General features: G+C 67.4%; 24 protein-coding genes. 15 read left to right on the forward strand and 9 right to left on the reverse strand.

The window, feature by feature from the left end:
• Positions 1–23 precede the first annotated feature (23 nt).
• The 4 genes from ACSFBM_RS10960 (at position 24) to ACSFBM_RS10975 (ending at position 3,208) form a co-directional block, all read left to right on the forward strand.
• The gene (locus ACSFBM_RS10960) at positions 24–980 is read left to right on the forward strand and encodes a sterol desaturase family protein (protein ID WP_435484355.1); all 957 of its coding nucleotides are present in this window, start codon (positions 24–26) and stop codon (positions 978–980) included.
• The gene (locus tag ACSFBM_RS10965) at positions 977–1,273 is read left to right on the forward strand and encodes a 2TM domain-containing protein (protein ID WP_435484356.1); all 297 of its coding nucleotides are present in this window, start codon (positions 977–979) and stop codon (positions 1,271–1,273) included. The genes ACSFBM_RS10960 and ACSFBM_RS10965 overlap by 4 nt, the downstream gene beginning before the upstream one ends.
• 62 nt (positions 1,274–1,335) lie before the next feature.
• Positions 1,336–2,349, forward strand: a complete 1,014-nt coding sequence (locus ACSFBM_RS10970) for a sensor histidine kinase (RefSeq protein WP_435484357.1) — start codon at positions 1,336–1,338, stop codon at positions 2,347–2,349.
• Positions 2,350–2,368: 19 nt separating this feature from the next.
• Positions 2,369–3,208, forward strand: coding sequence for a LytR/AlgR family response regulator transcription factor (locus tag ACSFBM_RS10975; protein ID WP_435484358.1), 840 nt, complete (start codon positions 2,369–2,371; stop codon positions 3,206–3,208).
• Between the two features lie 82 nt (positions 3,209–3,290).
• On the opposite strand, the gene ACSFBM_RS10980 is transcribed toward ACSFBM_RS10975, so the two are convergent.
• Positions 3,291–3,638 (reverse strand): hypothetical protein, encoded by a 348-nt coding sequence (locus tag ACSFBM_RS10980; protein WP_435484359.1) that lies wholly within the window; start codon positions 3,636–3,638, stop codon positions 3,291–3,293.
• Between the two features lie 149 nt (positions 3,639–3,787).
• Here ACSFBM_RS10980 and ACSFBM_RS10985 point away from each other — a divergent pair, with 149 nt between their 5' ends.
• Positions 3,788–5,602 carry a glutamine--tRNA ligase/YqeY domain fusion protein gene (locus ACSFBM_RS10985; RefSeq protein ID WP_435484360.1) on the forward strand — a complete coding sequence of 605 codons (1,815 nt, stop codon included), beginning with the start codon at positions 3,788–3,790 and terminating at the stop codon, positions 5,600–5,602.
• A 68-nt stretch (positions 5,603–5,670) separates the two neighbouring features.
• On the opposite strand, the gene ACSFBM_RS10990 is transcribed toward ACSFBM_RS10985, so the two are convergent.
• A complete protein-coding gene (locus ACSFBM_RS10990; RefSeq protein WP_435484361.1) occupies positions 5,671–5,940 on the reverse strand; it encodes a hypothetical protein in 270 nt (89 codons plus the stop codon).
• A gap of 235 nt (positions 5,941–6,175) precedes the next feature.
• Between ACSFBM_RS10990 and ACSFBM_RS10995 the strand changes: the two genes are divergently transcribed.
• The 3 genes from ACSFBM_RS10995 to ACSFBM_RS11005 are packed head-to-tail and all read left to right on the forward strand — an operon-like array spanning position 6,176 to position 8,643.
• Positions 6,176–7,141 (forward strand): GSU2403 family nucleotidyltransferase fold protein, encoded by a 966-nt coding sequence (locus tag ACSFBM_RS10995; RefSeq protein WP_435484362.1) that lies wholly within the window; start codon positions 6,176–6,178, stop codon positions 7,139–7,141.
• Complete coding sequence (locus ACSFBM_RS11000) at positions 7,138–7,701, forward strand: rRNA large subunit pseudouridine synthase E (protein WP_435484363.1); 564 nt, start codon at positions 7,138–7,140, stop codon at positions 7,699–7,701. Before ACSFBM_RS10995 ends, ACSFBM_RS11000 begins: the two co-directional genes overlap by 4 nt.
• A 33-nt stretch (positions 7,702–7,734) precedes the next feature.
• Positions 7,735–8,643, forward strand: a complete 909-nt coding sequence (locus ACSFBM_RS11005) for a peptidoglycan DD-metalloendopeptidase family protein (protein WP_435484364.1) — start codon at positions 7,735–7,737, stop codon at positions 8,641–8,643.
• A 60-nt stretch (positions 8,644–8,703) separates the two neighbouring features.
• Here the strand turns inward: ACSFBM_RS11005 and ACSFBM_RS11010 are convergent, their stop codons facing one another.
• The 4 genes from ACSFBM_RS11010 to ACSFBM_RS11025 all read right to left on the reverse strand — a co-directional run bounded on the left by ACSFBM_RS11010 (position 8,704) and on the right by ACSFBM_RS11025 (position 12,435).
• On the reverse strand, positions 8,704–9,105 hold the full coding sequence (locus tag ACSFBM_RS11010) for a DoxX family protein (RefSeq protein ID WP_435484365.1): 402 nt from the start codon (positions 9,103–9,105) through the stop codon (positions 8,704–8,706).
• Positions 9,106–9,118: 13 nt separating this feature from the next.
• Complete coding sequence (locus ACSFBM_RS11015) at positions 9,119–10,054, reverse strand: M14 family metallopeptidase (RefSeq protein WP_435484366.1); 936 nt, start codon at positions 10,052–10,054, stop codon at positions 9,119–9,121.
• 80 nt (positions 10,055–10,134) lie between these two features.
• The gene (locus tag ACSFBM_RS11020) at positions 10,135–11,337 is read right to left on the reverse strand and encodes an ammonium transporter (RefSeq protein ID WP_435484367.1); all 1,203 of its coding nucleotides are present in this window, start codon (positions 11,335–11,337) and stop codon (positions 10,135–10,137) included.
• Between the two features lie 150 nt (positions 11,338–11,487).
• Complete coding sequence (locus ACSFBM_RS11025) at positions 11,488–12,435, reverse strand: LytTR family DNA-binding domain-containing protein (protein WP_435484368.1); 948 nt, start codon at positions 12,433–12,435, stop codon at positions 11,488–11,490.
• A 156-nt stretch (positions 12,436–12,591) separates the two neighbouring features.
• On the opposite strand from ACSFBM_RS11025, the gene ACSFBM_RS11030 reads away from it, so the two are divergent.
• Complete coding sequence (locus tag ACSFBM_RS11030; RefSeq protein ID WP_435484369.1) at positions 12,592–13,830, forward strand: acyltransferase family protein; 1,239 nt, start codon at positions 12,592–12,594, stop codon at positions 13,828–13,830.
• Here ACSFBM_RS11030 and ACSFBM_RS11035 read toward each other — a convergent pair.
• Both ACSFBM_RS11035 and ACSFBM_RS11040 read right to left on the reverse strand, forming a co-directional pair.
• Positions 13,751–14,185: a PaaI family thioesterase gene (locus tag ACSFBM_RS11035; RefSeq protein WP_435484370.1), complete on the reverse strand. Its 435-nt coding sequence runs from the start codon at positions 14,183–14,185 to the stop codon at positions 13,751–13,753. The two genes, ACSFBM_RS11030 and ACSFBM_RS11035, sit on opposite strands and share 80 nt — an antisense overlap.
• A 115-nt stretch (positions 14,186–14,300) precedes the next feature.
• A complete protein-coding gene (locus tag ACSFBM_RS11040) occupies positions 14,301–15,227 on the reverse strand; it encodes a LysR family transcriptional regulator (protein WP_435484371.1) in 927 nt (308 codons plus the stop codon).
• 120 nt (positions 15,228–15,347) lie between these two features.
• Here ACSFBM_RS11040 and ACSFBM_RS11045 point away from each other — a divergent pair, with 120 nt between their 5' ends.
• From ACSFBM_RS11045 to ACSFBM_RS11055, 3 genes are all read left to right on the forward strand, one after another.
• Positions 15,348–16,310, forward strand: a complete 963-nt coding sequence (locus tag ACSFBM_RS11045; protein ID WP_435484372.1) for an alpha/beta fold hydrolase — start codon at positions 15,348–15,350, stop codon at positions 16,308–16,310.
• Positions 16,311–16,418: 108 nt separating this feature from the next.
• Positions 16,419–17,210, forward strand: a complete 792-nt coding sequence (locus ACSFBM_RS11050; RefSeq protein WP_435436481.1) for an SDR family NAD(P)-dependent oxidoreductase — start codon at positions 16,419–16,421, stop codon at positions 17,208–17,210.
• A 141-nt stretch (positions 17,211–17,351) separates the two neighbouring features.
• Positions 17,352–18,188 carry a hypothetical protein gene (locus ACSFBM_RS11055; RefSeq protein WP_435484373.1) on the forward strand — a complete coding sequence of 279 codons (837 nt, stop codon included), beginning with the start codon at positions 17,352–17,354 and terminating at the stop codon, positions 18,186–18,188.
• 29 nt (positions 18,189–18,217) lie between these two features.
• On the opposite strand, the gene ylqF is transcribed toward ACSFBM_RS11055, so the two are convergent.
• On the reverse strand, positions 18,218–19,186 hold the full coding sequence (gene ylqF, locus ACSFBM_RS11060; RefSeq protein ID WP_435484374.1) for a ribosome biogenesis GTPase YlqF: 969 nt from the start codon (positions 19,184–19,186) through the stop codon (positions 18,218–18,220).
• Positions 19,187–19,399: 213 nt separating this feature from the next.
• Here ylqF and bamE point away from each other — a divergent pair, with 213 nt between their 5' ends.
• The 3 genes from bamE to ACSFBM_RS11075 all read left to right on the forward strand — a co-directional run bounded on the left by bamE (position 19,400) and on the right by ACSFBM_RS11075 (position 21,058).
• Positions 19,400–20,005 carry an outer membrane protein assembly factor BamE domain-containing protein gene (bamE, locus tag ACSFBM_RS11065; RefSeq protein ID WP_435484375.1) on the forward strand — a complete coding sequence of 202 codons (606 nt, stop codon included), beginning with the start codon at positions 19,400–19,402 and terminating at the stop codon, positions 20,003–20,005.
• A 146-nt stretch (positions 20,006–20,151) separates the two neighbouring features.
• Positions 20,152–20,580 carry a CBS domain-containing protein gene (locus ACSFBM_RS11070; protein ID WP_435484376.1) on the forward strand — a complete coding sequence of 143 codons (429 nt, stop codon included), beginning with the start codon at positions 20,152–20,154 and terminating at the stop codon, positions 20,578–20,580.
• A gap of 118 nt (positions 20,581–20,698) precedes the next feature.
• Complete coding sequence (locus ACSFBM_RS11075) at positions 20,699–21,058, forward strand: HPF/RaiA family ribosome-associated protein (protein ID WP_435436476.1); 360 nt, start codon at positions 20,699–20,701, stop codon at positions 21,056–21,058.
• Positions 21,059–21,092: the final 34 nt, after the last annotated feature.

The following is a 21,092-nucleotide window of genomic DNA, read 5'->3' on the forward strand; positions in this document are numbered from 1 at the left end:
CCACCGCTTCCAGGAACCGCACCATGAACGCGCTCTTGCTGATCCTCAAGATATCCGTCACGGTGGTGCTCGCCGCGTCCATCGCCGAGGCGCTGGTGCTGTCCTTTCGCCATGGCTGGCGCAGCTACGACTGGAAGGCCTCGGCCCTCTCGGTGGTCGACTTCCTGGTGCGCGAATACCCGTTGCGCTGGCTGCTGCCGCTGGCTTTCTGGACCGGAGCCATGGACTGGTTCTACGCCCACCGCCTGTTCACCCTGCCGATGAACCACTGGAGCGGCTGGGTCGCGTGCTTCATCGGCCAGGAGTTCTGCTACTACTGGTACCACCGCGCGGCCCACCGGGTGCGCTGGTTCTGGTGCACCCACGCCATCCACCATTCGCCGAACCAGCTGAACCTGTCGGCCGCCTACCGCTTCGGCTGGACCGGCCGCCTCACCGGCACGCTGGCCTTCTTCATGCTGGCGCCGTTGCTGGGCATGCCGCCGCGGGTGGTGCTGCTGATGTTCACGCTGAACCTGCTGTACCAGTTCTGGATCCACGCCGCCTGGATACCGCGCCTGGGGCCGCTCGAATGGGTGCTGAACACCCCCTCGGCCCACCGCGTGCACCACGCCTCGAACCTGGAATACCTGGACGGCAACTACGGCGGCGTGCTGATCGTGTTCGACCGCCTGTTCGGCACCTACATTCCCGAGCGCGCCGACCTGCCCTGCCGCTACGGGCTGGTGAACCCGATCACCTCGTACAACCTGCTCGAGATCGAATTCACCCAGTGGCGCGCGCTGCTGCGCGACCTGGTCTCGGCGCGCTCGGTGAGCGCCTTCGTCGGCTACCTCGTGAAGCCGCCGGGATGGAAGCCCGACGGGCCGGGCGACACCACCGAAGAGCTGCGGCAACGCGCGGCGCTTCAGGCCGCACCGTCACACCCGGTGCCCGCGCCCGACTTCGTTCCCGTGCAGTACAACAAGGAGTTGTCATGATCCACACCGCTTCGAACCCCTCCCTTTCCGACGTCGAGCGCCTTGCCCGCCGCCGCGCCGGCGTCAAGATGGGCTGGTACATCCACGCCTTCGTCTATGTGCTGGTCAACCTCGGGCTGGTCGGCCTGTCGGCCGCCAGGGGCCACACCTGGGCGATCTACCCGCTCATGGGCTGGGGCCTGGGCCTGCTGGTCCATGGCGCCGTGGTCTGGTTCGTGGCGCCGGGCGGCGGCTTCTACGACCGCCTGGTGGAGCGAGAGCGCCGCGCGCTGGGCGCCCGGGACCACGGATGAGCGTGGCGCCGTCCCCAGCAGACGCCGGGGCCTCCAGGTTCGGATCCGAAAACCTGCGGGACATGCTGCGGCATGGCCTGATCACCGCGGTCTTCTGCTGCCTGATCGCCAGCGCGCTGACCATCACCGACGGCGGTGGCTGGGCACCGCACCTTGTCTATTCGCTGTCGATCGGCACCATCAGCTGGCTGTTCATCGACACCAGCCGGCTGCTGATCACCGGGCACAGCGAGAACAACTGGCCGCGCGGCCCCCGGGGCTACCTGCTGGTGGCCATGGGCGTGACCGTCGGCTTCCTGGGCGGCAACTTCATCGGCGACGCCTGGACCGGCGCGCCGACCTTCGACTTCCTGGACCTGGCGGGTCACAAGCTGGCGACCGGGGTCATCATCACCATGGCCGCGACGATCGGCATGTGCTTCTTCTTCTACAGCCTGGGCAAGAGCAAGCACCTGCAAGGCCAGATCGACCTGGCCCAGCGCGCCGCCACCGAAGCGCGGCTGAAGCTGCTCGAATCCCAGCTGGAGCCGCACATGCTGTTCAACACGCTGGCCAACCTGCGCGTGCTGATCACCGTCGATCCGCCGCGCGCCGTGGCCATGCTCGACCGCCTCAACAGCTACCTGCGCATGACGCTGAGCGGTTCGCGCGCGCTGTCTCATCCGCTGTCGGCGGAGTTCGACCGGCTGGGCGACTACCTCGAACTGATGTCGGTGCGCATGGGCGAACGCCTGCACTACACGCTGGAATTGCCCGACGATCTGCGCGACACGCCAGTGCCGCCTTTGCTGCTGCAGCCCCTGGTGGAAAACGCCATCCGCCACGGGCTGGAGCCCCAGGTGGAAGGCGGCAGCATCAAGGTGCTCGCGCGCCACGAGGCCGACCGGCTGGTGATCGAGGTAAGCGACACCGGTGTCGGGCTCGATGCGGCCGCGCCCTCCGAAGGCAGCGGTTTCGGGCTCGGGCAGGTGCGCGAACGGCTGGCCACGGTGTACGGCAATGGCGCCCGGCTGGACCTAGCGCCCGCGCCGGGCGGCGGCACCTGCGCGGCACTGAGCTTTCCGCGGCCGAACTGACAACCGGACAACAGCAACGATGCAACCCACCGCCCTCATCGCAGAAGACGAACCCCTGCTCGCCCAGGCCCTCAAGGCCGAGCTGGCCGCGGCCTGGCCCGAACTGCAGGTCGTGGCGATCGCAGGCGATGGCCGCAGCGCCGTGCGCGAGGCGCTGCGCCTGCTGCCGCAGGTGCTGTTCTTCGACATCCGCATGCCCGGCCTCGACGGCCTGGGCGCCGCCGCCGAACTGGCCGACTGCTGGCCCGCCGACGAGGCGCCGATGCCGCAGCTGGTGTTCGTCACGGCCTACGACGAGTACGCCGCCCGGGCCTTCGAGGCCCAGGCCATCGACTATGTGCTCAAGCCCGTGCAGCTCGAGCGGCTGCGCAAGACCGTCGGCCGGCTCCGGCAGGCGCTGGCCGCGCGGCAGCCTGCGGCCCCACCCGCCGTGGCCGACGACGCGCTGGAACGCACGCTCGCGCAGTGGCGCCAGGTGCTGAGCGCCGCCGGGGCCGCCGGCACCGCGTCAGCCACGGCACCCCCTGCCCCGCTGCGCATGATTGCCGCCAGCGACGCCGGCGGCAGCACCGTGCGCATGGTGCCCATCGACGAGGTGCTGTACTTCGAGGCGGCCGACAAATACCTGCGCGTGCTGACGGCTTCGCACGAATACCTGATCCGCACGCCGCTCAAGCAGTTGCTGACCCAGCTTGATGACTCCACCTTCTGGCAGGTGCACCGGGCGGTGGTGGTGCGCAGCGCGGCCATCGAGTCGGTTCACCGCGACGAGGCCGGCAAGATGCACCTGATACTGCGCGGGCGGGCCGAGAAGATTCCGGTCAGCCGGCTCTACGCCCATCTGTTTCGCGCCATGTGAAATTCGAGCGTGCGCGCCCAAACAAAAAAGCCGGCCCTTGCGGAGCCGGCTTTTTTCATTCAGTCACGAATGGTGTGGCAATTTAGCGCCAGTGGCCATGACCGCGGTAGTAGCCGCGACCACCGTAACGCGGTCCGTAATAGGCCGGCGGGCCGTAGTAGACGGGTGCCGGACGGTAGTACACCGGTGCCGGCGGCTGGTAATACACCGGCGGCGACGGTGCGTAGTACACCGGGGCGGGTGGGTAATACGCCGGTGCCGGCGGATAGTAGGCCGGAGCGCCCACGCCCACCGCCACGCCGGGAAGGCCGACACCGACCGACCAGCTCACGTCACCGCGGGCGCTGGCCGAAGTGGCTGCAAACAATGCACCGGCTGCCACCACACCTGCGGCGGCCCATTTGAAGAAAGTAGAACGTGTGAGGCTCATGATGTTGGACTCCTTGAATCAGTGGGCTGGGTTCGGGTGTGAACCGCCCATGTGTGTATTGAACGCGGCAATTGCAAAGCGGGTGCACCGGGCAATGTGAAGAACGTTGCCAAAGGTAACCCCTAAGAGGCGCACTCTAGAATGGCCCGATGACCTCCCCGACCGACAAAAACGGCGCCAAAACGACCGCTGCACCGAGCAATTTCCTGCGCCACGTGATCGAGAACGACCTCGAACAGGGCGCCTACGCGGGCCGCAAGTGGGGCGGATCGCCCGGCAGCGCCGCCCACCATGCCCAGGGCATGGCCGACCCGGCCAAGGTGCGCATGCGCTTCCCGCCCGAGCCCAACGGCTACCTGCACATCGGCCACGCCAAGAGCATCTGGCTGAACTTCGAGCTGGCCAAGGAATACGGCGGCGTGTGCCACCTGCGCTTCGACGACACCAACCCCGAAAAAGAAGACCAGGAGTACGTCGATTCCATCCGCGACGCCGTGAAGTGGCTCGGCTACGAGACCTACCTGGCCGACCGCCCCAGCGCGCCCGGCACGATGCAGCCGCACGAGTACTTCGCGAGCAACTACTTCGACTTCATGTACGAGGCGGCCGAGTACCTCATCGGCGCCGGCCTGGCCTACGTGGACGAGCAGACCCCTGAAGAAATGCGCGTGAACCGCGGCGACTTCGGCAAGGCCGGCACCGACAGCCCCTTCCGCAGCCGCAGCGTGGAAGACAACCTGGCGCGCTTTCGCGAAATGCGCGACGGCAAGCTCGACGACGGCGCCGCCATCCTGCGCGCCAAGATCGACATGGCGAGCCCCAACATCAACATGCGCGACCCCGCGCTGTACCGGATTCGCCGGGCCACGCACCACAACACGGGCGACAAGTGGTGCATCTACCCGATGTACACCTACGCGCACCCGATCGAAGATGCGCTGGAGCAGATCACCCATTCCATCTGCACGCTCGAGTTCGAAGACCAGCGCCCCTTCTACGACTGGCTGCTCGACCGCCTCGCCGAAGGCGGGCTCATCGCCAGTCCGCATCCACGCCAGTACGAATTTGCGCGGCTCAACGTCACCCATGTGATGACCAGCAAGCGCAAGCTGCGCCAGCTGGTCGAAGAAAAGCACGTCGACGGCTGGGACGACCCGCGCATGCCCACCATTGCGGGCCTGCGCCGCCGCGGCTACACGCCCGAGGCGCTGCGGCTGTTCTGCGAGCGCAGCGGCACCACCAAGTCGGGCGGCTGGATCGACTACGCCAGCCTCGAAGCCGCACTGCGCGACACCCTGGACCCCATCGCGCCGCGCGCCATGGCCGTGCTCGACCCGGTCAAGCTCGTCATCACGAACTGGGGCGACCTCATGGGCGGCGACGAGGCGCTCGACGACTGCTCCGCCCCCGTGCATCCGCACCACCCCGAGATGGGCAAGCGCGAGTTCAAGCTCGGGCGCGAGGTGTGGATCGAAAGCACCGACTACGAAGACGTGCAGCCCAAGGGCTTCTTCCGCCTCTTCCCGGGCAACAAGGTGCGGCTGAAGTACGGCCACGTCATCGAATGCACCGGTGCCACGCGCGACGCGAATGGCAAGCTCGTCGAAGTGCAGGCCACGCTGGTGCCGGACACGAAGAGCGGCACGCCCGGCGCGGACGCGATCAAGGTGAAGGGCAACATCACCTGGGTGGCGGCTGCGGACGCGGTGCAGGCCGAGGTGCGGCTGTACGAGCGGCTCTTCTCGGAAGCGAACCCGGGCAGCGGCGAGTTGCTGGAAGAGCTGAACAAGGCGAGTCTGGAGGTGTGCGTGGCGTTCGTGGAGCCTTCGCTCGCCACCGCAGCGCCTGGCGTCGGGGTTCAGTTCGAGCGGCACGGGTACTTCGTGCCGGATTCGAAAGCCAATGCGGATGGCAAGCTGGTGTTCAACCGTGCGGCTGGCATGCGGGACAGCTGGGGCAAGTAAGCCCGTTCGTCCCCTTCCGCCGAAGCCGGGGCCGCAATGGCTCCGGCTTTTTATTTTTCAGCCGCGCTTTACTCCGGCCGCTTGTAGACCACGCCCAACACCGCGCTGTTCTCGTCGGTGGTGCACACCGCCGAGCGGCCCTGCGGCCCGACCTTCAGGTTGATCGTGTAGACGCCGTCGCGCGGCGTGGAGCCGCTGTCCACGGCGATGCTGCCTGCGGGCACCCGCAGTTCGCGCGCGGCCGCTGCCACGCAGTTCTTGACGCTCGCCTCGGGCGCGCCGCCCACGCGAACGGAGGTGCTGTTGCAGGCGGCGAGCAGGAGCGCTACGCTTGCCATGCTTGTGAGTTGAATGAGGCTTCGCATCGTCATTGGGGCTCCTGTTAGCTCTTGGCTGGACATTAGGGCGCGTGCGCCGGACCGCGTGGTGCAGGACAGCCGCTCTCGCCCATGTGGCCCGCCGCCGCCTCTTGCGATGCAACAACGTGTCGCTTCAAATCAAGAACCTTAAATCATTGATTTAATTCGATTTTCCGTATAAATTTGAATTTATAAAATTCATACGGAAAAACCAATGGATCTCCAAGACATCGGTGACGACGCTCGCCGCCAGTACATCGACGCCAGAGCCACTTTCGAAGCCCTTGAAGCAGCCGAAGCCCAAGCCGCTGGAGTGCGCGGCGGCATGTACTGGAAGGCCGTCAACGGTGTCGACTACCTCATTCGCACCAGCACCCGCAACGCACAAAAAAGCCTGGGGGCCCGCAGCCCTGAAACCGAAGCCATCCACAACAACTTCGTCCGAAGGAAGGAAGAAGCGGAGAGCAGGGTCAAGGACCTGGGCGAGGCAGTGACGCGCCACCAGCGCATGAACCGGGCCTTGTTCGTCGGGCGCGCTCCGACCATCGTCGTCGACATCCTCGACATGCTGAAGCGCGCCGACATCTCGGAGCACTTCACCGTGGTGGGCACCCACGCGCTCTACGCCTACGAAACGGCAGCGGGCGTGCGCCTGCAAAGCGCAGCGGTGGCCACGCGCGATGGCGATCTGCTCTGGGACACGCGCAAGCGCTTCCGGCTGGCCACACAGCTCAAGCGGCTGGACTCCTCCATGCTGGCTCTGCTGCGCAAGGTCGACAAGACTTTTTCGCTGATCGACGATCAACGCTACACGGCCGTCAACAGCAAAGGCTTCGAGGTGGACATCCTGCGACGCGAGGTGCAAGAGAAAGACCCCCACCCTGCGCAGTTGAGTGATGCCGAAGACGACTTCTGGGTCGTGCAGGCCTGCAACGCGGAACAGTTGGTGAGCGCACCACGTTTCTCCGCTGTGGTGGTCGGGGCCACAGGACACATGGCGCGGATGAACACCGTGCATCCACTGGCCTTCGCGCGCTTCAAGCGGTGGCTGGCGCATCGTCCCGATCGCGACCCGCTCAAGTCAGGGCGTGACACCTTGCAGGCGGACACCGTCGAGCAACTGGTGCGAGACTATCTGCCGCAGTTGGCCGATGCGCCACGCGACGCCACCCGCCCATGAATTTGCCGACCTCTTCTTCCCGCCTGATCCGCTTCAACAAACCCTATGGCGTCCTCAGCCAGTTCACGCCCGAGGGCCGCTGGCGCGGCCTGAAGGACTTCATCGACCTGCCGGGCGTCTACGTCGCGGGCCGGCTCGACGCCGACAGCGAAGGCCTGCTGCTGCTCACCGACGACGGCAAGCTGCAGGCGCGCATTTCCGATCCGCGCTTCAAGATGGAGAAGACCTACTGGGTGCAGGTGGAAGGCGTGCCGACCGAAGAGGCCCTTGCGGCCTTGCGCAGCGGCGTGCAGCTCAACGACGGGCCCACGCGCCCGGCCAGGGCGCGCCTGCTCGACCCACCGCCCGAGGTGTGGGACCGCGAGCCCCCCATCCGCGAGCGCAAGAGCATTCCCACCGCGTGGCTGGAGCTGGCGATCAGCGAAGGCCGCAACCGCCAGGTGCGGCGCATGACGGCCGCCGTCGGACTGCCGACGCTGCGCCTGATTCGCGCCGCCATAGGGCCTTACACGCTCGACGGACTGGCACCTGGAACCTGGCTCGAACAGCGCGACAGCTGAGCCATTGCACAAACCATCACCCGAATCTTTTCCATGCACACAATCCTTCCTTTCTCCGGCCTCCCTTCTGCCGTGCTGAACCGCCGCAGCGCCGTGCTCGGCGCCATCGGCCTGCTCGCGCTGCCGGCGATGCACGCCGACGCTGCAACCTCGGCCAAGACAAAGAAGCCGCGCGCGCCCGATGTGTGGCCGCACGCATCCCAGGTGCCGGGCGGCGTTGCCCGCCTCTCGCTCGGCCCCGCTGCCACGCGCCCCAAGGCCTTCGCCGGCGACGTGCCGTTGCTGGTGCTCGGCGACCCGATCGAATGGACCGCGCTGGTCGGCATTCCGCTGGCGGCCGAACCTGGCGAGGCGAGCATCACGGTGCGTGCCGAAGGCAAGCCCGAACGCCGGGTTGGCTACACCGTCGCCCCGAAGCAGTACCGCGAACAGCGCCTGACGGTGGCGCCGCGCACGGTCGACCTGTCGCCCGAGGACGAGGCCCGCTACGTGAAGGAGCGCGACCACCTCACCGGCGTGATGGCCACACTCACCGACCTGCGCCCCGACGCCGCGCTGCAGATGCGCGTGCCGGTGCCGGGCCGCCGCTCAAGCTCGTTCGGGCTGCGCCGCGTGTTCAACGGGCAGTCGCGCAATCCGCACAGCGGCATGGACATCGCCGCGGGCACGGGCACGCCGGTGCTGGCGCCGCTACCGGGGAAGGTGATCGACACGGGCGACTACTTCTTCAACGGCGGCACGGTGTGGATGGACCACGGCGGCGGGCTGCTGACGATGTACTGCCACCTGAGCCGGGTGGACGTGAAGGTCGGCGACGTACTGAAGACCGGGCAGGCGCTGGCCGCGGTGGGCGCGACCGGGCGGGTGACGGGACCGCATCTGCATTGGGGTGTGATGCTGAACCGGGCGATGGTGGATCCGGCGTTGTTCGTTGCGGGTTGAGCAACGACTCGCACTGCCAACACGCCGACTACAGCAACGCGGCCACGCCGCGGCACCCGCTCATCTATTGAGCGCCTGCGGCCGCGCCGTGCTCCAGGCAATCAACGCCAGCAACGCCACCTGCACCGGCAACCGCACCACCAGCGCCCAATGAGGCACGCTCGCAAACAGCTCCGGCCTCTGCAGCATGTAGAAATGCGCCGGCGTCACCGCAAGGGTGAGCAGGAACAGCCCGACGCCCGCAGCCCGCCGCGTCGGCCGCCACAGCAACCCGGCCGCACCCAGCAGCTCGAACACCCCGCTCACCAGCACGGCCGCGCGCGGCCACGGGATGTATGGGGGCACGATGCGCATCTCGGTCTCGGTCAGCGCGAAGTGCGCCACGCCGCCGATGGCGAACCACAGGAAGACGAACGCAAGCCCCGCCACGCGCCAGCGGCTCATGGCGGGCATCGGGTTCATCGAGCGGCCGGCATTACAGCGGCTTGGTGAGGTACACCGCCTCGCGCCCGACGATCGTGCGCTGCGCCGGCATGAAGATGGTGCAGTCGTCGCACAGCGCGCGAATTTCTTCCGCGCCGTTGGTCGCGATCAGCTCGCCCTTGGCGAAGGTCTCGAAGCCGATCAGCGGGCGCACGAAGGCAAAGTCTTCCGACTTGATGACGTAGGTCTGCAGCAGCTCGAAGCGCCGTTGCGGCTCGGGCGCCGGGTTGGCCGGGTTCTGGTCGACGAGGCCGAAGTACGCAAGAAAGTCGTAGGTGACGGCGGTCGCCAGTTCAGACGCCGAGCGCAGGAAGTGCTGGCCGCACTCGACCACCATGGCCACGCCCTCGCCGTCCGGGCCGCCGTGGCTGCCGTACTGGATCAGCGGGGTGCCCGATCCCAGGCCGTCGGGCATCACGAGGTGCACCGACGGGCGGCCGATGGCCAGCGCAACCTTGGCGTTGCGCTCGAAGGCCGGGTACACCCAGAACGGCACCACCGGCTGGCTGGTCGAGTGGATGTCCAGGATGTGGTCGGCCGCGTCCACCACCGGGCGCAGGATGCGCGCGCGGCGCAGCTCGGGGCTGTCTTCCGTGCCGTCGAGCCACTCGGGCGACCAGATGCGGTTGAGGTTGTGCACGATCTGGCGGCTGTCGTAGGGCGACTCTTCCTTGAACGACTCGTAGGCGTCGATGTTGGCGAAGGCCACGGTGAGCGTGCCGATCTTGGGGCGCACGTTGTTGTCGAGCAGGTGCGTGGCGGCCGTCATGCCGCAGATCTCGTTGCCGTGCGTGAGCGCGTTGATCAGCACGTGCGGGCCGGGCTTGCCGGACTCGAAGCGGTGCACGTAGTCGATGCCGACGTTGCCCTTGCGGTAGGCGGAGAGGTCGCGGGGGAGGACTTCGAGGGCGGGGGGAGATTGGGTCATGAGGCTGTGGGGAGTGGACGAAGCAGCAGGCAAGTTTGCTACAGATAGCCGTTTCGCGCCTCGCACGCCGCCAGGGCCCATTACCAGTTCACCTCGCGCTCCGGCGTCGCCGAAATGTGGTGGATCGACAGGTCCGCCCCGTCGAATTCCTCTTCCTGCGTGAGCCGCAGCCCCACCGCCTTCTTCAGCGCGCCGTACACCGCCCAGCCCGCCAGTCCCGCCCACGCCACCCCCATCACCGTGCCGATGAGCTGTGCCCACAGGTTCACCCCGCCGATGCCGCCCAGCGCCTGCGTGCCGAAGATGCCCGCCGCAATGCCGCCCCAGGTGCCGCACAGGCCGTGCAGCGGCCACACGCCGAGCACGTCGTCGATCTTCCATTTGTTCTGCACCAGCGTGAACATGCTGACGAAGATGGCGCCGGCCACGCCGCCCACCACCAGCGCGCCCAGCGGGTGCATCAGGTCGGAGCCCGCGCACACGGCCACCAGACCCGCGAGCGGGCCGTTGTAGACGAAGCCCGGGTCGTTCTTGCCCATGGCCAGGGCCACCAGCGTGCCGCCGACCATCGCCATCAGCGAGTTGACGGCCACCAGCCCCGAGATCTTGTCGATGCTCTGCGCGCTCATCACGTTGAAGCCGAACCAGCCCACGCACAGCACCCACGCGCCCAGCGCCAGGAACGGAATGTTCGACGGCGGATGCGCGCTGAGCGAGCCGTCGCCGCGGTAGCGGTTGCGGCGCGCGCCCAGCAGCAGCACGGCCGGCAGCGCGAGCCAGCCGCCCACGGCGTGCACGACCACGGAACCGGCGAAGTCATGGAACTCGTGCCCCGTGAGCGAGGCGATCCAGCCCTGGATGCCGAAGTGCCGGTTCCAGGCGATGCCCTCGTACAACGGATAGACGAAGCCGACGATCACGGCCGTGGCGATGAGCTGCGGCCAGAACTTGGCGCGCTCGGCAATGCCGCCCGAGATGATGGCCGGGATGGCCGCCGCGAAGGTGAGCAGGAAGAAGAACTTCACCAGCTCGTAGCCGCTTCTTGCCGCCAGTTCGGTGGCACTCACGAAGAAATGCGTGCCGTAGGCCACGCCATAGCCCACCAGGAAGTACACGATGGTCGACACCGAGAAGTCGACCAGGATCTTCACCAGCGCATTGACCTGGTTCTTCTTGCGCACGGTGCCCAGTTCGAGAAAGGCAAAACCGGCGTGCATGGCCAACACCATGATGGCGCCGAGAAGAATGAACAGCGCGTCAGCGCCCTGTTTGAGTGCGTCCATGGAAGCTTCTTGCAGTTTTTGGTTTGAATTGGTGCGCCGCACCCGAATCACGCGGAGCGGCGGCCAAACCAAGCAAAAATGGTGCCTGATGGCTCTTTGATGGTGCGAAATGAACCAAACAAGGGCCTTCCGGGCCCTTCGCGCACCGGATCAGCTCGCGCCAGCGCGCAGCGCTTCGCGGTAGCGGCGGCTGCAGGGCACGGTGGTGCCGTCGTGCATGTGCAGCCGGGCGTCGCCGCCGTCCAGCGGCTCGATTTCCTTGATGCGGCCCAGGTTGACCGCATGGCTGCGGTGCACGCGCACGAAGGTGGCGGGGTCGAGCTGGGCCAGGAAGTCGGTGAGCGTGGCGCGCAGCAGGTAGTCGTGGCCGTTCACATGCAGGCCGACGTAGTTGCCTTCGGCCTGCAGCCAGTCGATGTCGGTGGCGGCAATGAGGAATTCGCGGCGCAGCTTGCGCACCAGGAAGCGCTCGGGCCGGGCGGGCGGCGGCGATGGCGCGGGCGCTTCCGGCACGGCGGGCTCGACGCCCTCCGGTTCCGACTGCACGTGATGCGGCGCCGGCACACTGGACGCGCCCTCCTCCGGCGCATCGAGCACCCGCGCCTCCCCCTGCAGCCGCAGCAGGAACAGCCGGTACGCCCAGATGCCGAAGACGATGCTGGCGTACGCGCGCACGTCCTTCAGGTACTCGTAGCCCCACTGCGCGGTCCAGCCGGCAAAGTCGTAGTGCGCGCCGGCCAGGGCGTAGACCAGCGCCCGCAGCCCGAACATGCCCGCCACGTGGGCCAGGCTGAACGCCACGCTGGCCGCCGCATGCAACACCAGAAAGCGCGCCAGATGGCCGCGCACCAGCGGCGACAGCCGGCGCTCGATGAAGACCAGCGCAGGCACCAGCAGCAACAGCATCAGGTGGCTGGACACCTCCCAGGCGATGACCTCCCAGTTGGCGGCCGGCACGGCGCGGGTGCGCATGTCGACGATGGCCACCATCGTGCCGAACACGGCCTGCAACCCCATGAGCACGATCCAGAACGCCACCTCCACGGGACGGCGGATCGGCTCGTAGCGTTCGTACAGGTTCTTGCGTGGATCGCCCATGGGCTGGAATTCTCGCGAAAAGGGGCCCGGGGGCGGCCGGATTTCGTCCCTCCGGGCCACCGCTCGTCACAAAGCGGGGGCGGTCCGTCCCACAGGCGCGCCGCGCGGCGTCCATGGGCCGGAGCATCGCGGCTTCTTTGCTTCGAGGAGCCTGCGATGAGCACCACCACCGCCCCGGACGCCCGCCGTCACGACATCGACGCCCTGCGCGCCATGGCCTTCCTGTTCGTCATCCTGTATCACGTGGGCATGTACTACGTGGCCGGCTGGCACTGGCACCTGAAGAGCCCGCATGCCGCCGAATGGCTGCAATGGCCGATGGTGGCGCTCAACCTCTGGCGCATGGACCTGGTGTTCCTGGTCTCGGGCGTCTCGCTCGGCTTCCTGAGCCGGGGCCAGGGCACCTGGGCGCTGCTGCGCAGCCGGGGCGTGCGGCTGATGCTGCCGCTGGCCTTCGGCATGGCAGTGATCGTGCCGTACCAGGCCTATGCCCAGGGCGTGGCCAACGGGCTGGTGGCGCCGGGCTTCGGCGCCTTCCTGCTGCGCTACCTGCCGATGACCGCGCCCTGGCCCAGGCAGGCCTTCGACGGCGCGGAATTCGGCATCACATGGAACCACCTCTGGTACCTGCCTTACCTGTTCGCGTACACGGCGCTGGTCGCGCTGACGCTGCCGCTGTGGCGTTGCGCCGCCGGGCAATGGCTGCGCCGCGCGTTCAACGGGCTGCGCGGCTGGAGGCTGCTGTTGCTGCCGGTGGTGCCGTTGCTTGTCTTCACGATGCTGCTGGCCGCGCGCTTTCCGGGCACCCACAACTTCGTGCGCGACTTTCATTTGCACAGCATCTACTTCACGCTGTTTCTCTACGGCTACTGGATGGGCGTGGACACGGGGGTATGGAAGGAACTGGAGAGGGTGCGCCGCGTGTCGCTGGCGCTGGCCGTGGCGGTGATCGCCGTGTTCATCGCAATGCGCGCCGGCGCGAAGGGTCCGGTGACGGGCCCGGTGGCCGACCTGCTGCGCGTGCTCTACCTGTGGCTGATGGTCGCCACCATCCTGGGCCACGCCCATCGCCACCTGAACCGGCCGTGGCCGTGGCTGCGTTGGGCCAACGAGTCGGTGTACCCGTGGTACGTGCTGCACCAGACGCTGATCGTCGTCGGCATCACCGTGCTGGCACCGCTCGCACTCGGCCCGGTCGTCGAGCCCGCCCTGCTGGTGGCGTCGACGCTTGCGGGTTGCTGGCTGCTGACCGACGGGCTGATCCGCCGCGTCGGCTTCCTGCGGCCGCTGTTCGGGCTGAAGCGCGCGAACAAGCCTAGGCAGCCGGTTTCGCCGCAACCACTTTCGGATCTTTCACCGGAACCAGGATGGCGTTCCCCGTCGCCACGAGCTTGAGCGCATCGCCCTCGCCCTGCGCATAGAGCTCGGCGGTCGCAAACACCTGCTTGCGCCCCGCTTTCACCACCCGCCCGCGCGCCACGAACGCACGGCCCACGGCGGGCGAGATGCAGTTCACCGAGAAGTGAGACGCCAGCACGCGCCCCGCCACGGTGGCGGCCGCGAAGCCGCTCACGGTGTCGAGCAACGCGCCGATCAGCCCCGCGTGCAGGAAGCCGGCGTACTGGCCCATGTCTTCCTCGCGGAAGTTCATGCGCAACTCGGCTTCGCCGTTGGCGGCGCTGACGGCTTCGAAGCCGGCCCAGCGGTTGAAGGCGGCGGTCTTGTTGATGGCCTGGATGGTGTCGAGCATGGCGGTGTGTCCTGGGGTTGACGGCAATGCAGCCCACTCTAGGAAGCACCGCCGGCATTCACCGTCGCGCGTGCGACGAGACATGCGCGCGCGGTTACCTTGGCGACACAGAGACTCATCTGTCCACCGCTGCCACCTCGCCTTCCACCAGTGGCGAGTCTTGAAACGCATCGACCAGAAAGTCGACCATCACCCGCACCTTCGCGCTGAGGTGCCGACGGCTTGCATAGATCGCCAGGATGTCGACGGGCGGCATGTGATAGCCGGGCATGACCTCGACCAATCGACCGGCCCGCACATCCTTGCCGATCACGAAGCTCGGTTGCCAGATGACGCCCGCACCGGCGAGCGCCGCGGCGCGGGCGGTCTCGCCATTGTTGGCGCGCAAGGCCCAGCGCACGCGCACCGATTCCAGTGTTCCGCCAGGGCCCGCGAACTGCCACTCGTCGGAGGTTGCGCCGTAGGTGTAGCCGAGGCACGGATGCCGCGCGAGGTCCGCCGGGACCTCGGGCATGCCATGGGCCGCCAGGTATTCGGGCGAGGCGCAGACCATGTTGGGCGAGCGGCCCAGGCGGCGTGCGATGTGGTTGCCCGAGGTGGTGCGCGAGATGCGAATGGCCAGGTCGTAGCCCTCTTCGACGATGTCGACCACGCGGTCGATGAGCGCAATGTCGAGCTCGACGTCGGGGTGCTTCGCCATGAACTTCGGCCACAGGGGCGCCAGCACCAGGCTGCCGAAACTCAGCGGCGCGTTGATGCGCAGGCGCCCTCGCGGCTGCAGCGACGCGGTGGTCGCCAGGGCCTCGGTCTCCGCCACTTCTTCGAGGATCGACTTCGCCCGGTCGAAGAGCGCTTCGCCGCCTTCGGTGAGCGACAGGCGGCGCGATGTGCGGTTGATGAGCCGCGTGCGCAGGTGGGCTTCCAGTTCGTTGACGTAGCGCGTCACGTTGGCCGGGGAGGTGTCCAGCGCGTCGGCCGCCTTGGTGAAGCTGCCTCGCGCCACCACGGTGACGAACACCTCGTAAGCACGCAATCGGTCCATGAGCGCTAAGTCCAATCATTCATGAAAGCTGAATGAGTAAACCACTTTTGGGCTCTTTCTGGAAGTGAAGCTGAATCATAAATTCACATCACTCCACAACCGACAGAAAGGAAGTTCCGCATGACCCCCACCGATTCGACCCCCGCCGCCCCGGCGCCCACCCGCCGTACGCTGCTTGCCGGCGCGGTCGCCGTCGGCGCCGCCCTGACCCTGGGCCGCGCCGCACACGCGGCACCCGCCGCCGACGCGGTGCCGGGCTTCCGCTCGGGCAGCGCGGAGGTGAACGGCACCCGCATCCACTACCGCATCGGCGGCAGCGGGCCGGCCGTCGTGCTGCTGCACGGCTACGCCGAGACCGGGCACATGTGGAACCCGCTGATGCCGCTGCTGGCCAGGACGCACACCGTGGTCGTGCCCGACCTTCGGGGGGCGGGCGATTCCTCCAAGCCCGAGACGGGCTACGGCAAGAAGAACATGGCCGTCGACATCCACGAGCTGGTGCGCTCGCTCGGCATTCGCAGCGTCAGCATCGTCGGCCACGACATCGGCCTGATGGTGGCCTACGCGTATGCCGCGCAGTTTCCTTCGGAGACCGACAAGGTGGTGCTCATGGACGCCTTCCTGCCCGGCATCGGCGCATGGCAGAACGTCTGGCTGCTGCGCGACCTGTGGCATTTCCATTTCCACGGGGCAACGCCGCTGGCGCTTGTGAAGGGGCGCGAGCGCATCTATTTCGAGCACTTCTGGAATGACTTCGCGGCCGACCCCAGGCACTCGGTGCCCGAAGCCGACCGGCAGTTCTACGCCAGGGCCTACGCGCAACCCGGCGGCATGCGTGCGGGATTTGAATATTTCAAGGCTTTCGAGCAGGATGCGGCCGAGTTCGCCGAACTGGGCAAGACGCCTCTGCCCATGCCGATGCTGGTGCTCTCCGGCGAAAAGGCCGGCGGAACCTTCCTGATCGAACAGGCAAGGATGGTCGCGACCCAGGTGCAGGGCGTGATCGTCAAAGGCTCCGGACACTGGTTGATGGAAGAGGCGCCAGAGCAGGTCATTCCGGCATTGGTCAACTTCCTGGGCTAGCGGGAAAGCCGGCGCGACGGGGGCACGACAAAAACCTCGCCACCCTGCGTGCGGCACGAACGGCAGAACTCGACGAACACGACCGTCAATCAACCAAGGAGAACCAAGATGGACCTGCAACTCGATGGAAAGCTCGCCCTGGTGAGCGGAAGCACCGCCGGCATCGGCTACGCAATTGCGCACACGCTGGCCCAGGAAGGCGCAAGCGTGATCGTGAACGGCAGATCGCAGGCGGCGGTCGACGAGGCGGTGGAGCGCATCCGCTCGGAAACGAAAGGCACGGTGCTCGGCCATGCCGGGGACCTCAGCCGGGCGGACGCCGCCGAGGAGCTCGTGCGCCGCCACGCCGGCATCGCCATCCTGGTCAACAACCTGGGCATCTTCGAGGCCAAGGCCTTCGAAGATATTCCCGATGAAGACTGGCAGCGCTTCTTCGACGTCAACGTGCTGAGCGGCGTTCGCCTTGCACGCCTGGTGCTGCCGCAGATGAAGCGGGCGAACTGGGGCCGGATCATCTTCATCTCGAGCGAAAGCGCGGTGCAGATCCCGACCGAGATGATTCACTACGGCATGACGAAGACCGCGCAACTCGCGGTGTCGCGCGGGCTGGCGGAATCGGTCGCCGGGACGAACATCACCGTCAACAGCGTGCTGCCAGGCCCGACGAAATCGCGCGGCGTCGGCGACTTCGTCGAAGGCATGGCACGCTCGAGCGACAAGAGCTTCGAGCAGGTCGAGGCAGAGTTCTTCGAGCACGTTCGCCCGACCTCGCTGATCAAGCGCTTCGCTTCGCCGCAGGAGGTGGCCTCGCTCGTGGCCTACGTGGCAAGTCCGCTCGCGTCGGCGACCACGGGTGCGGCCCTTCGCGTGGACGGCGGCGTCGTCAAGAGCGCCTTCTGACGAAGGCGCTGGCGCTATAGGAGCAGTGGACGGCCGCAAGCCTGCACGCCGCGCATGCGCCCTCCTCAGTTGCACGTCAGGCCCGCGTGGCATCCTCTGGAGCCCGAACGCTCAGTCTGCATTTGCATGGGAGAAGAAAACGTGAGATGGATCCATCGGCGAGGCGCGCTGGCCCTTTCGGCCGCCTGCGCCGCCTCTGCCCTGCTGGCGGCTTCGGGCTGCGGGCAGCACAGTGCGCCCGCGGCTTCCGCGCCGGAGCCCGCCGCGCCGCCCGCGCCCGGCAGCATCGCCATCACGCAGGAGGACATCGACTGGTTCCGCCGCAGCAAGGCCGAATGGATCAACTGCGAATCGGGTGCGCCGGCCATCGTTCCGCCCGACCTGACGCTCGCGCAGTTCGGTGAGGCGCTCGACGGCGGCGATGCGCGGGTCCTGCCCGCGTTCGACCGTTTCGTGCGCGTGACCTCGGCGCTGTTCCTGTACGCGAGCTTCGCGCCCGGGCACTACGGCTTCCTGCCGCCTTTCGAGCAGCGTGCCGCCTTCGACGTGACGGCCGAGCACATCCGGCTGCTGCAGCACGCGAACTGGCGCACCTTCATGATCGACTGCAAGCGCCCGTACGGCGACTTCACGCACTACCAGATCGACATGGCCGACATCCTCGGCCTGCCTGTGGCCAAGGACGCCATGGGCCGTGCGCAGATCGGCAAGGACGCAGAGCAACGCATGGATGCCCTGCACGAGGACATGCTCTACGCCCTGCAGGCCTACATCCGCTTTGCGCGCCTGAGCCCCGGGCGCTACGTGGTGCCCGAGCGCGGCCTGTCGCAGACGGTGGGCCGCCCGCTGTGCCGGCCGGTCTCGGCCACGCGCATTGCGCTGTACCAGCGTGCGCTGGCCGCCGCCGGGCCCCACCCCGATTCACGCCGGACAGCGGCGCTCAACGAGGCCGCCGGGGCGCTGTTCGCACTGGACTGAGCAAGCCGGGGCCGGCGGGCTCTGCGGGTTCAGGCCGGGTCGGCCGCCTCTGGCGCGGGCTCGCCGCCGCCCTTGCGCTTCTTGCTGCGCGCGGCCTTCTTCGCCGCGCGCTCGGCATCGGCAAGCTGCCCCGCGGCCAGCCACTGCGCGAACTCCTCGGGCGTTTCGAGCGTCACGCGGCCGAAGTTGCCGGCGCGGAACTCGTGCATCACGATCTCCGCCGACTTCTGCAGGTTGACCTTGCCCTTGCCCAGCAGCGCGCCGCGCTTGCGGCCGATGGTGTCGAGCAGGTCTTCGTCCTTCATGCCGGCCATGGTCTCGGCGTCGAGCTCCACCAGCTTGAAACGCGCGGCGACACCGGCGGCGTAGTGGGCCTTGAGATAGCTGAGCAGCTCGAGCGCCACCTCTTCCTCGTCGAAGGCATTGCGCCCGATGGCGCCGCTGGCGGCCAGGTTGTAGCCGCTCTTGGGCACGACGATGCGCGGCCACAGCATGCCGGGCGTGTCCCACAGGTAGAAGTCGTCGGCCAGCGTGATGCGCTGCTCGAGCTTGGTGATGCCGGCCTCGTCGCCGGTCTTGGCCTTGCGCCCGCCGATGAGCGTGTTGATGAGGGTGGACTTGCCCACGTTCGGAATGCCGCAGATCAGCACGCGCATCGGCTTGGCCATGCCGCCGCGGTTGGGCGACAGTTCGTGGCAGGCCTTCACCAGTTGCTGCGCGGGCGCGGTCTGGCTCGCATCCAGCCCGATGGCGCGGGTGGCCGGCAGCGCGTTGTAGTGCGCCAGCCAGCGTGCGGTGCGCTCGGGGTCGGCCAGGTCCTGCTTGTTGAGCACTTTCACGCTGGGCCGGCCGGCCGTGAGTTCGGCCAGCATCGGGTTGGCACTGGAGCCGGGCAGTCGCGCGTCGAGCAACTCGATGACCACGTCGATGTCCTTCACCCGCTCGGTGATGGCCTTCTGGGTCGAATACATGTGACCGGGGAACCACTGGATCGCCATCGGTGGGCTTCTTTCTCTTCGCGCTGTCGCTGTCTGGAATGGGGGGCCTCTGCGGGGCCGGGTGCGCATTGTGGCCCCGGAACCTGAACGCAACCTTGTTGCTACGTTTTCGATAGCTGCAGGCAGGCATTCTGCCTTCGCCCGCGACAGCCTCGATCCTAGAATCCGCGCGCTGCCGGCGCAGCCATTCCAACAAGCATTCGAGGGAAACCCATGTCCAAGCGCCTTGCCGCTGCCGCACTGCTGGCAGCCACCACCTTGCTCGCCCCCGCAGCCCATGCGCAGCGGCCCGCCCCGCCGGCCGGCCCCCTGATCAGTGGCTACCTGTGCTGCAACATGCGCACCTACGGCGATTCGATCAGCGACATCAACTACGACGAACAGGGCACGCGCATCGTGGCGGTGGGCACCCCGGCGCGCATCACGGCCTACGACTTCCGCTGGTTCAGCCTGGAGCTGGGCGGCAAGCCGCAGCGCATCAAGAACGACTACAGCCGCAACATCACCCTGCCCGCCTTCGCGCAGCGCTACGTGGTCACCGAAGACCCGAGGCAGAAGATGGCGGCCTTCCCGCCGGCCGTGCGCGACGCCATCCTCGCCGTGAAGCTGCGGCCCGGCATGACGCGCGAACAGGTGCTGATGGCCATCGGCTACCCCGTGGCCAGCGAGAACCCGAGCCTGGACGCGCCGGTATGGCGCTACTGGCGCGACAGCTGGTCGGAGTTCCAGGTGAGCTTCGACGACCAGGGCCTGGTGAAGGCGGTGGTGGGCGACCCGGTCACGCTCAGCCGCATGCTTGCGGCACCGGCGCAGCCATAAGTTCTCGCGCATTGCCTGCGGGCGCGCACGCAGGCAATCCCCTAGAGGTTTTTGCATCGCGGCGACGGGTATCACCCCTATCATTTGACCGAGTGCGGCGCCCGAGCGTCGGTCGAATCGACAACCCTTTGATGGAGTGACCCGCGATGAAACCCGTCTCCGAACTGCTCAAGCGCCATGATTCCGCAGCATGGCGCACCTCCCCCGACACCAGCGTGTTCGACGCGCTGTCCACCCTGGCGCACTTCGAGGTGGGCGCCCTGATGGTGATGGACGGCGAGAAGCTGGTGGGCTTTCTTTCCGAGCGCGACTACACCCGCAAGGTGGCGCTGCAGGGCAAGAACTCCAAGGAAGTGAAGGTGCGCGACATCATGACGCCCGACGTGATGACCGTCACTCCGCAGACCCGCACGCGCGCCTGCATGGCGCTCATGAGCCAGCGCAAGTTCCGCCACCTGCCGGTGGTCGACGGCGACAAGGTGGTCGGCATGATCTCCATCCAGGACTTGATGGACGACATCATCGCGGACCAGGAAACGACCATCGAGCAGTTGACCACGTACATCCAGAGCTGAGCAAATCCGCCGCATTTCGGACCCTGCCCGGCGCGTGGGTAGGGAATAGACCTACGCGCACCCGGGTGCCGCAGGGCGCACAGTGGGGCTTCGTTCATCCATCCAGCAGGGACATTGCATGCAGATTCAGGTCAACACGAGCAACGGTATCGAGAACAAGGACACGCTGGAACGCTGGGCCGACACAGAACTCAAGCAGCACCTGAGCCGCTTCGCCGAAGACGTGACGCGCGTCGAGGTGCATCTGAGCGACGAGAACCACGACAAGGCCGGCGCGGCAGACAAGTGCTGCGTGATGGAGGCGCGCCTGGCGCACCACAAACCGCTCGCTGTGACGCAACATGCCGCCAGCCTCGACGAGGCCTTCCGCGGCGCGGCCGACAAGCTCAAGCGCCTGCTCGACAGCACGCTGGGCCGCCTGAACAACCACCGCGACCGCGAGTCCATCCGCACGGACCCGAGCTTCATCGCGGAATAAGCACCTCTCCACGGCCCTCCCCGGTCCTCGCACC

Source organism: Variovorax pasteuri, from assembly GCF_051216435.1.
GTDB lineage: Bacteria > Pseudomonadota > Gammaproteobacteria > Burkholderiales > Burkholderiaceae_C > Variovorax.

Bases quoted from the DNA above. Each gene is read 5' to 3' on its own strand.
- ACSFBM_RS10960 (WP_435484355.1), top strand. From the start codon at position 24: ATGAACGCGCTCTTGCTGATCCTCAAGATATCCGTCACGGTGGTGCTC.
- ACSFBM_RS10965 (WP_435484356.1), top strand. From the start codon at position 977: ATGATCCACACCGCTTCGAACCCCTCCCTTTCCGACGTCGAGCGCCTT.
- ACSFBM_RS10970 (WP_435484357.1), top strand. From the start codon at position 1,336: ATGCTGCGGCATGGCCTGATCACCGCGGTCTTCTGCTGCCTGATCGCC.
- ACSFBM_RS10975 (WP_435484358.1), top strand. From the start codon at position 2,369: ATGCAACCCACCGCCCTCATCGCAGAAGACGAACCCCTGCTCGCCCAG.
- ACSFBM_RS10980 (WP_435484359.1), bottom strand. From the start codon at position 3,638: ATGAGCCTCACACGTTCTACTTTCTTCAAATGGGCCGCCGCAGGTGTG.
- ACSFBM_RS10985 (WP_435484360.1), top strand. From the start codon at position 3,788: ATGACCTCCCCGACCGACAAAAACGGCGCCAAAACGACCGCTGCACCG.
- ACSFBM_RS10990 (WP_435484361.1), bottom strand. From the start codon at position 5,940: ATGGCAAGCGTAGCGCTCCTGCTCGCCGCCTGCAACAGCACCTCCGTT.
- ACSFBM_RS10995 (WP_435484362.1), top strand. From the start codon at position 6,176: ATGGATCTCCAAGACATCGGTGACGACGCTCGCCGCCAGTACATCGAC.
- ACSFBM_RS11000 (WP_435484363.1), top strand. From the start codon at position 7,138: ATGAATTTGCCGACCTCTTCTTCCCGCCTGATCCGCTTCAACAAACCC.
- ACSFBM_RS11005 (WP_435484364.1), top strand. From the start codon at position 7,735: ATGCACACAATCCTTCCTTTCTCCGGCCTCCCTTCTGCCGTGCTGAAC.
- ACSFBM_RS11010 (WP_435484365.1), bottom strand. From the start codon at position 9,105: ATGAACCCGATGCCCGCCATGAGCCGCTGGCGCGTGGCGGGGCTTGCG.
- ACSFBM_RS11015 (WP_435484366.1), bottom strand. From the start codon at position 10,054: ATGACCCAATCTCCCCCCGCCCTCGAAGTCCTCCCCCGCGACCTCTCC.
- ACSFBM_RS11020 (WP_435484367.1), bottom strand. From the start codon at position 11,337: ATGGACGCACTCAAACAGGGCGCTGACGCGCTGTTCATTCTTCTCGGC.
- ACSFBM_RS11025 (WP_435484368.1), bottom strand. From the start codon at position 12,435: ATGGGCGATCCACGCAAGAACCTGTACGAACGCTACGAGCCGATCCGC.
- ACSFBM_RS11030 (WP_435484369.1), top strand. From the start codon at position 12,592: ATGAGCACCACCACCGCCCCGGACGCCCGCCGTCACGACATCGACGCC.
- ACSFBM_RS11035 (WP_435484370.1), bottom strand. From the start codon at position 14,185: ATGCTCGACACCATCCAGGCCATCAACAAGACCGCCGCCTTCAACCGC.
- ACSFBM_RS11040 (WP_435484371.1), bottom strand. From the start codon at position 15,227: ATGGACCGATTGCGTGCTTACGAGGTGTTCGTCACCGTGGTGGCGCGA.
- ACSFBM_RS11045 (WP_435484372.1), top strand. From the start codon at position 15,348: ATGACCCCCACCGATTCGACCCCCGCCGCCCCGGCGCCCACCCGCCGT.
- ACSFBM_RS11050 (WP_435436481.1), top strand. From the start codon at position 16,419: ATGGACCTGCAACTCGATGGAAAGCTCGCCCTGGTGAGCGGAAGCACC.
- ylqF (WP_435484374.1), bottom strand. From the start codon at position 19,186: ATGGCGATCCAGTGGTTCCCCGGTCACATGTATTCGACCCAGAAGGCC.
- bamE (WP_435484375.1), top strand. From the start codon at position 19,400: ATGTCCAAGCGCCTTGCCGCTGCCGCACTGCTGGCAGCCACCACCTTG.
- ACSFBM_RS11070 (WP_435484376.1), top strand. From the start codon at position 20,152: ATGAAACCCGTCTCCGAACTGCTCAAGCGCCATGATTCCGCAGCATGG.
- ACSFBM_RS11075 (WP_435436476.1), top strand. From the start codon at position 20,699: ATGCAGATTCAGGTCAACACGAGCAACGGTATCGAGAACAAGGACACG.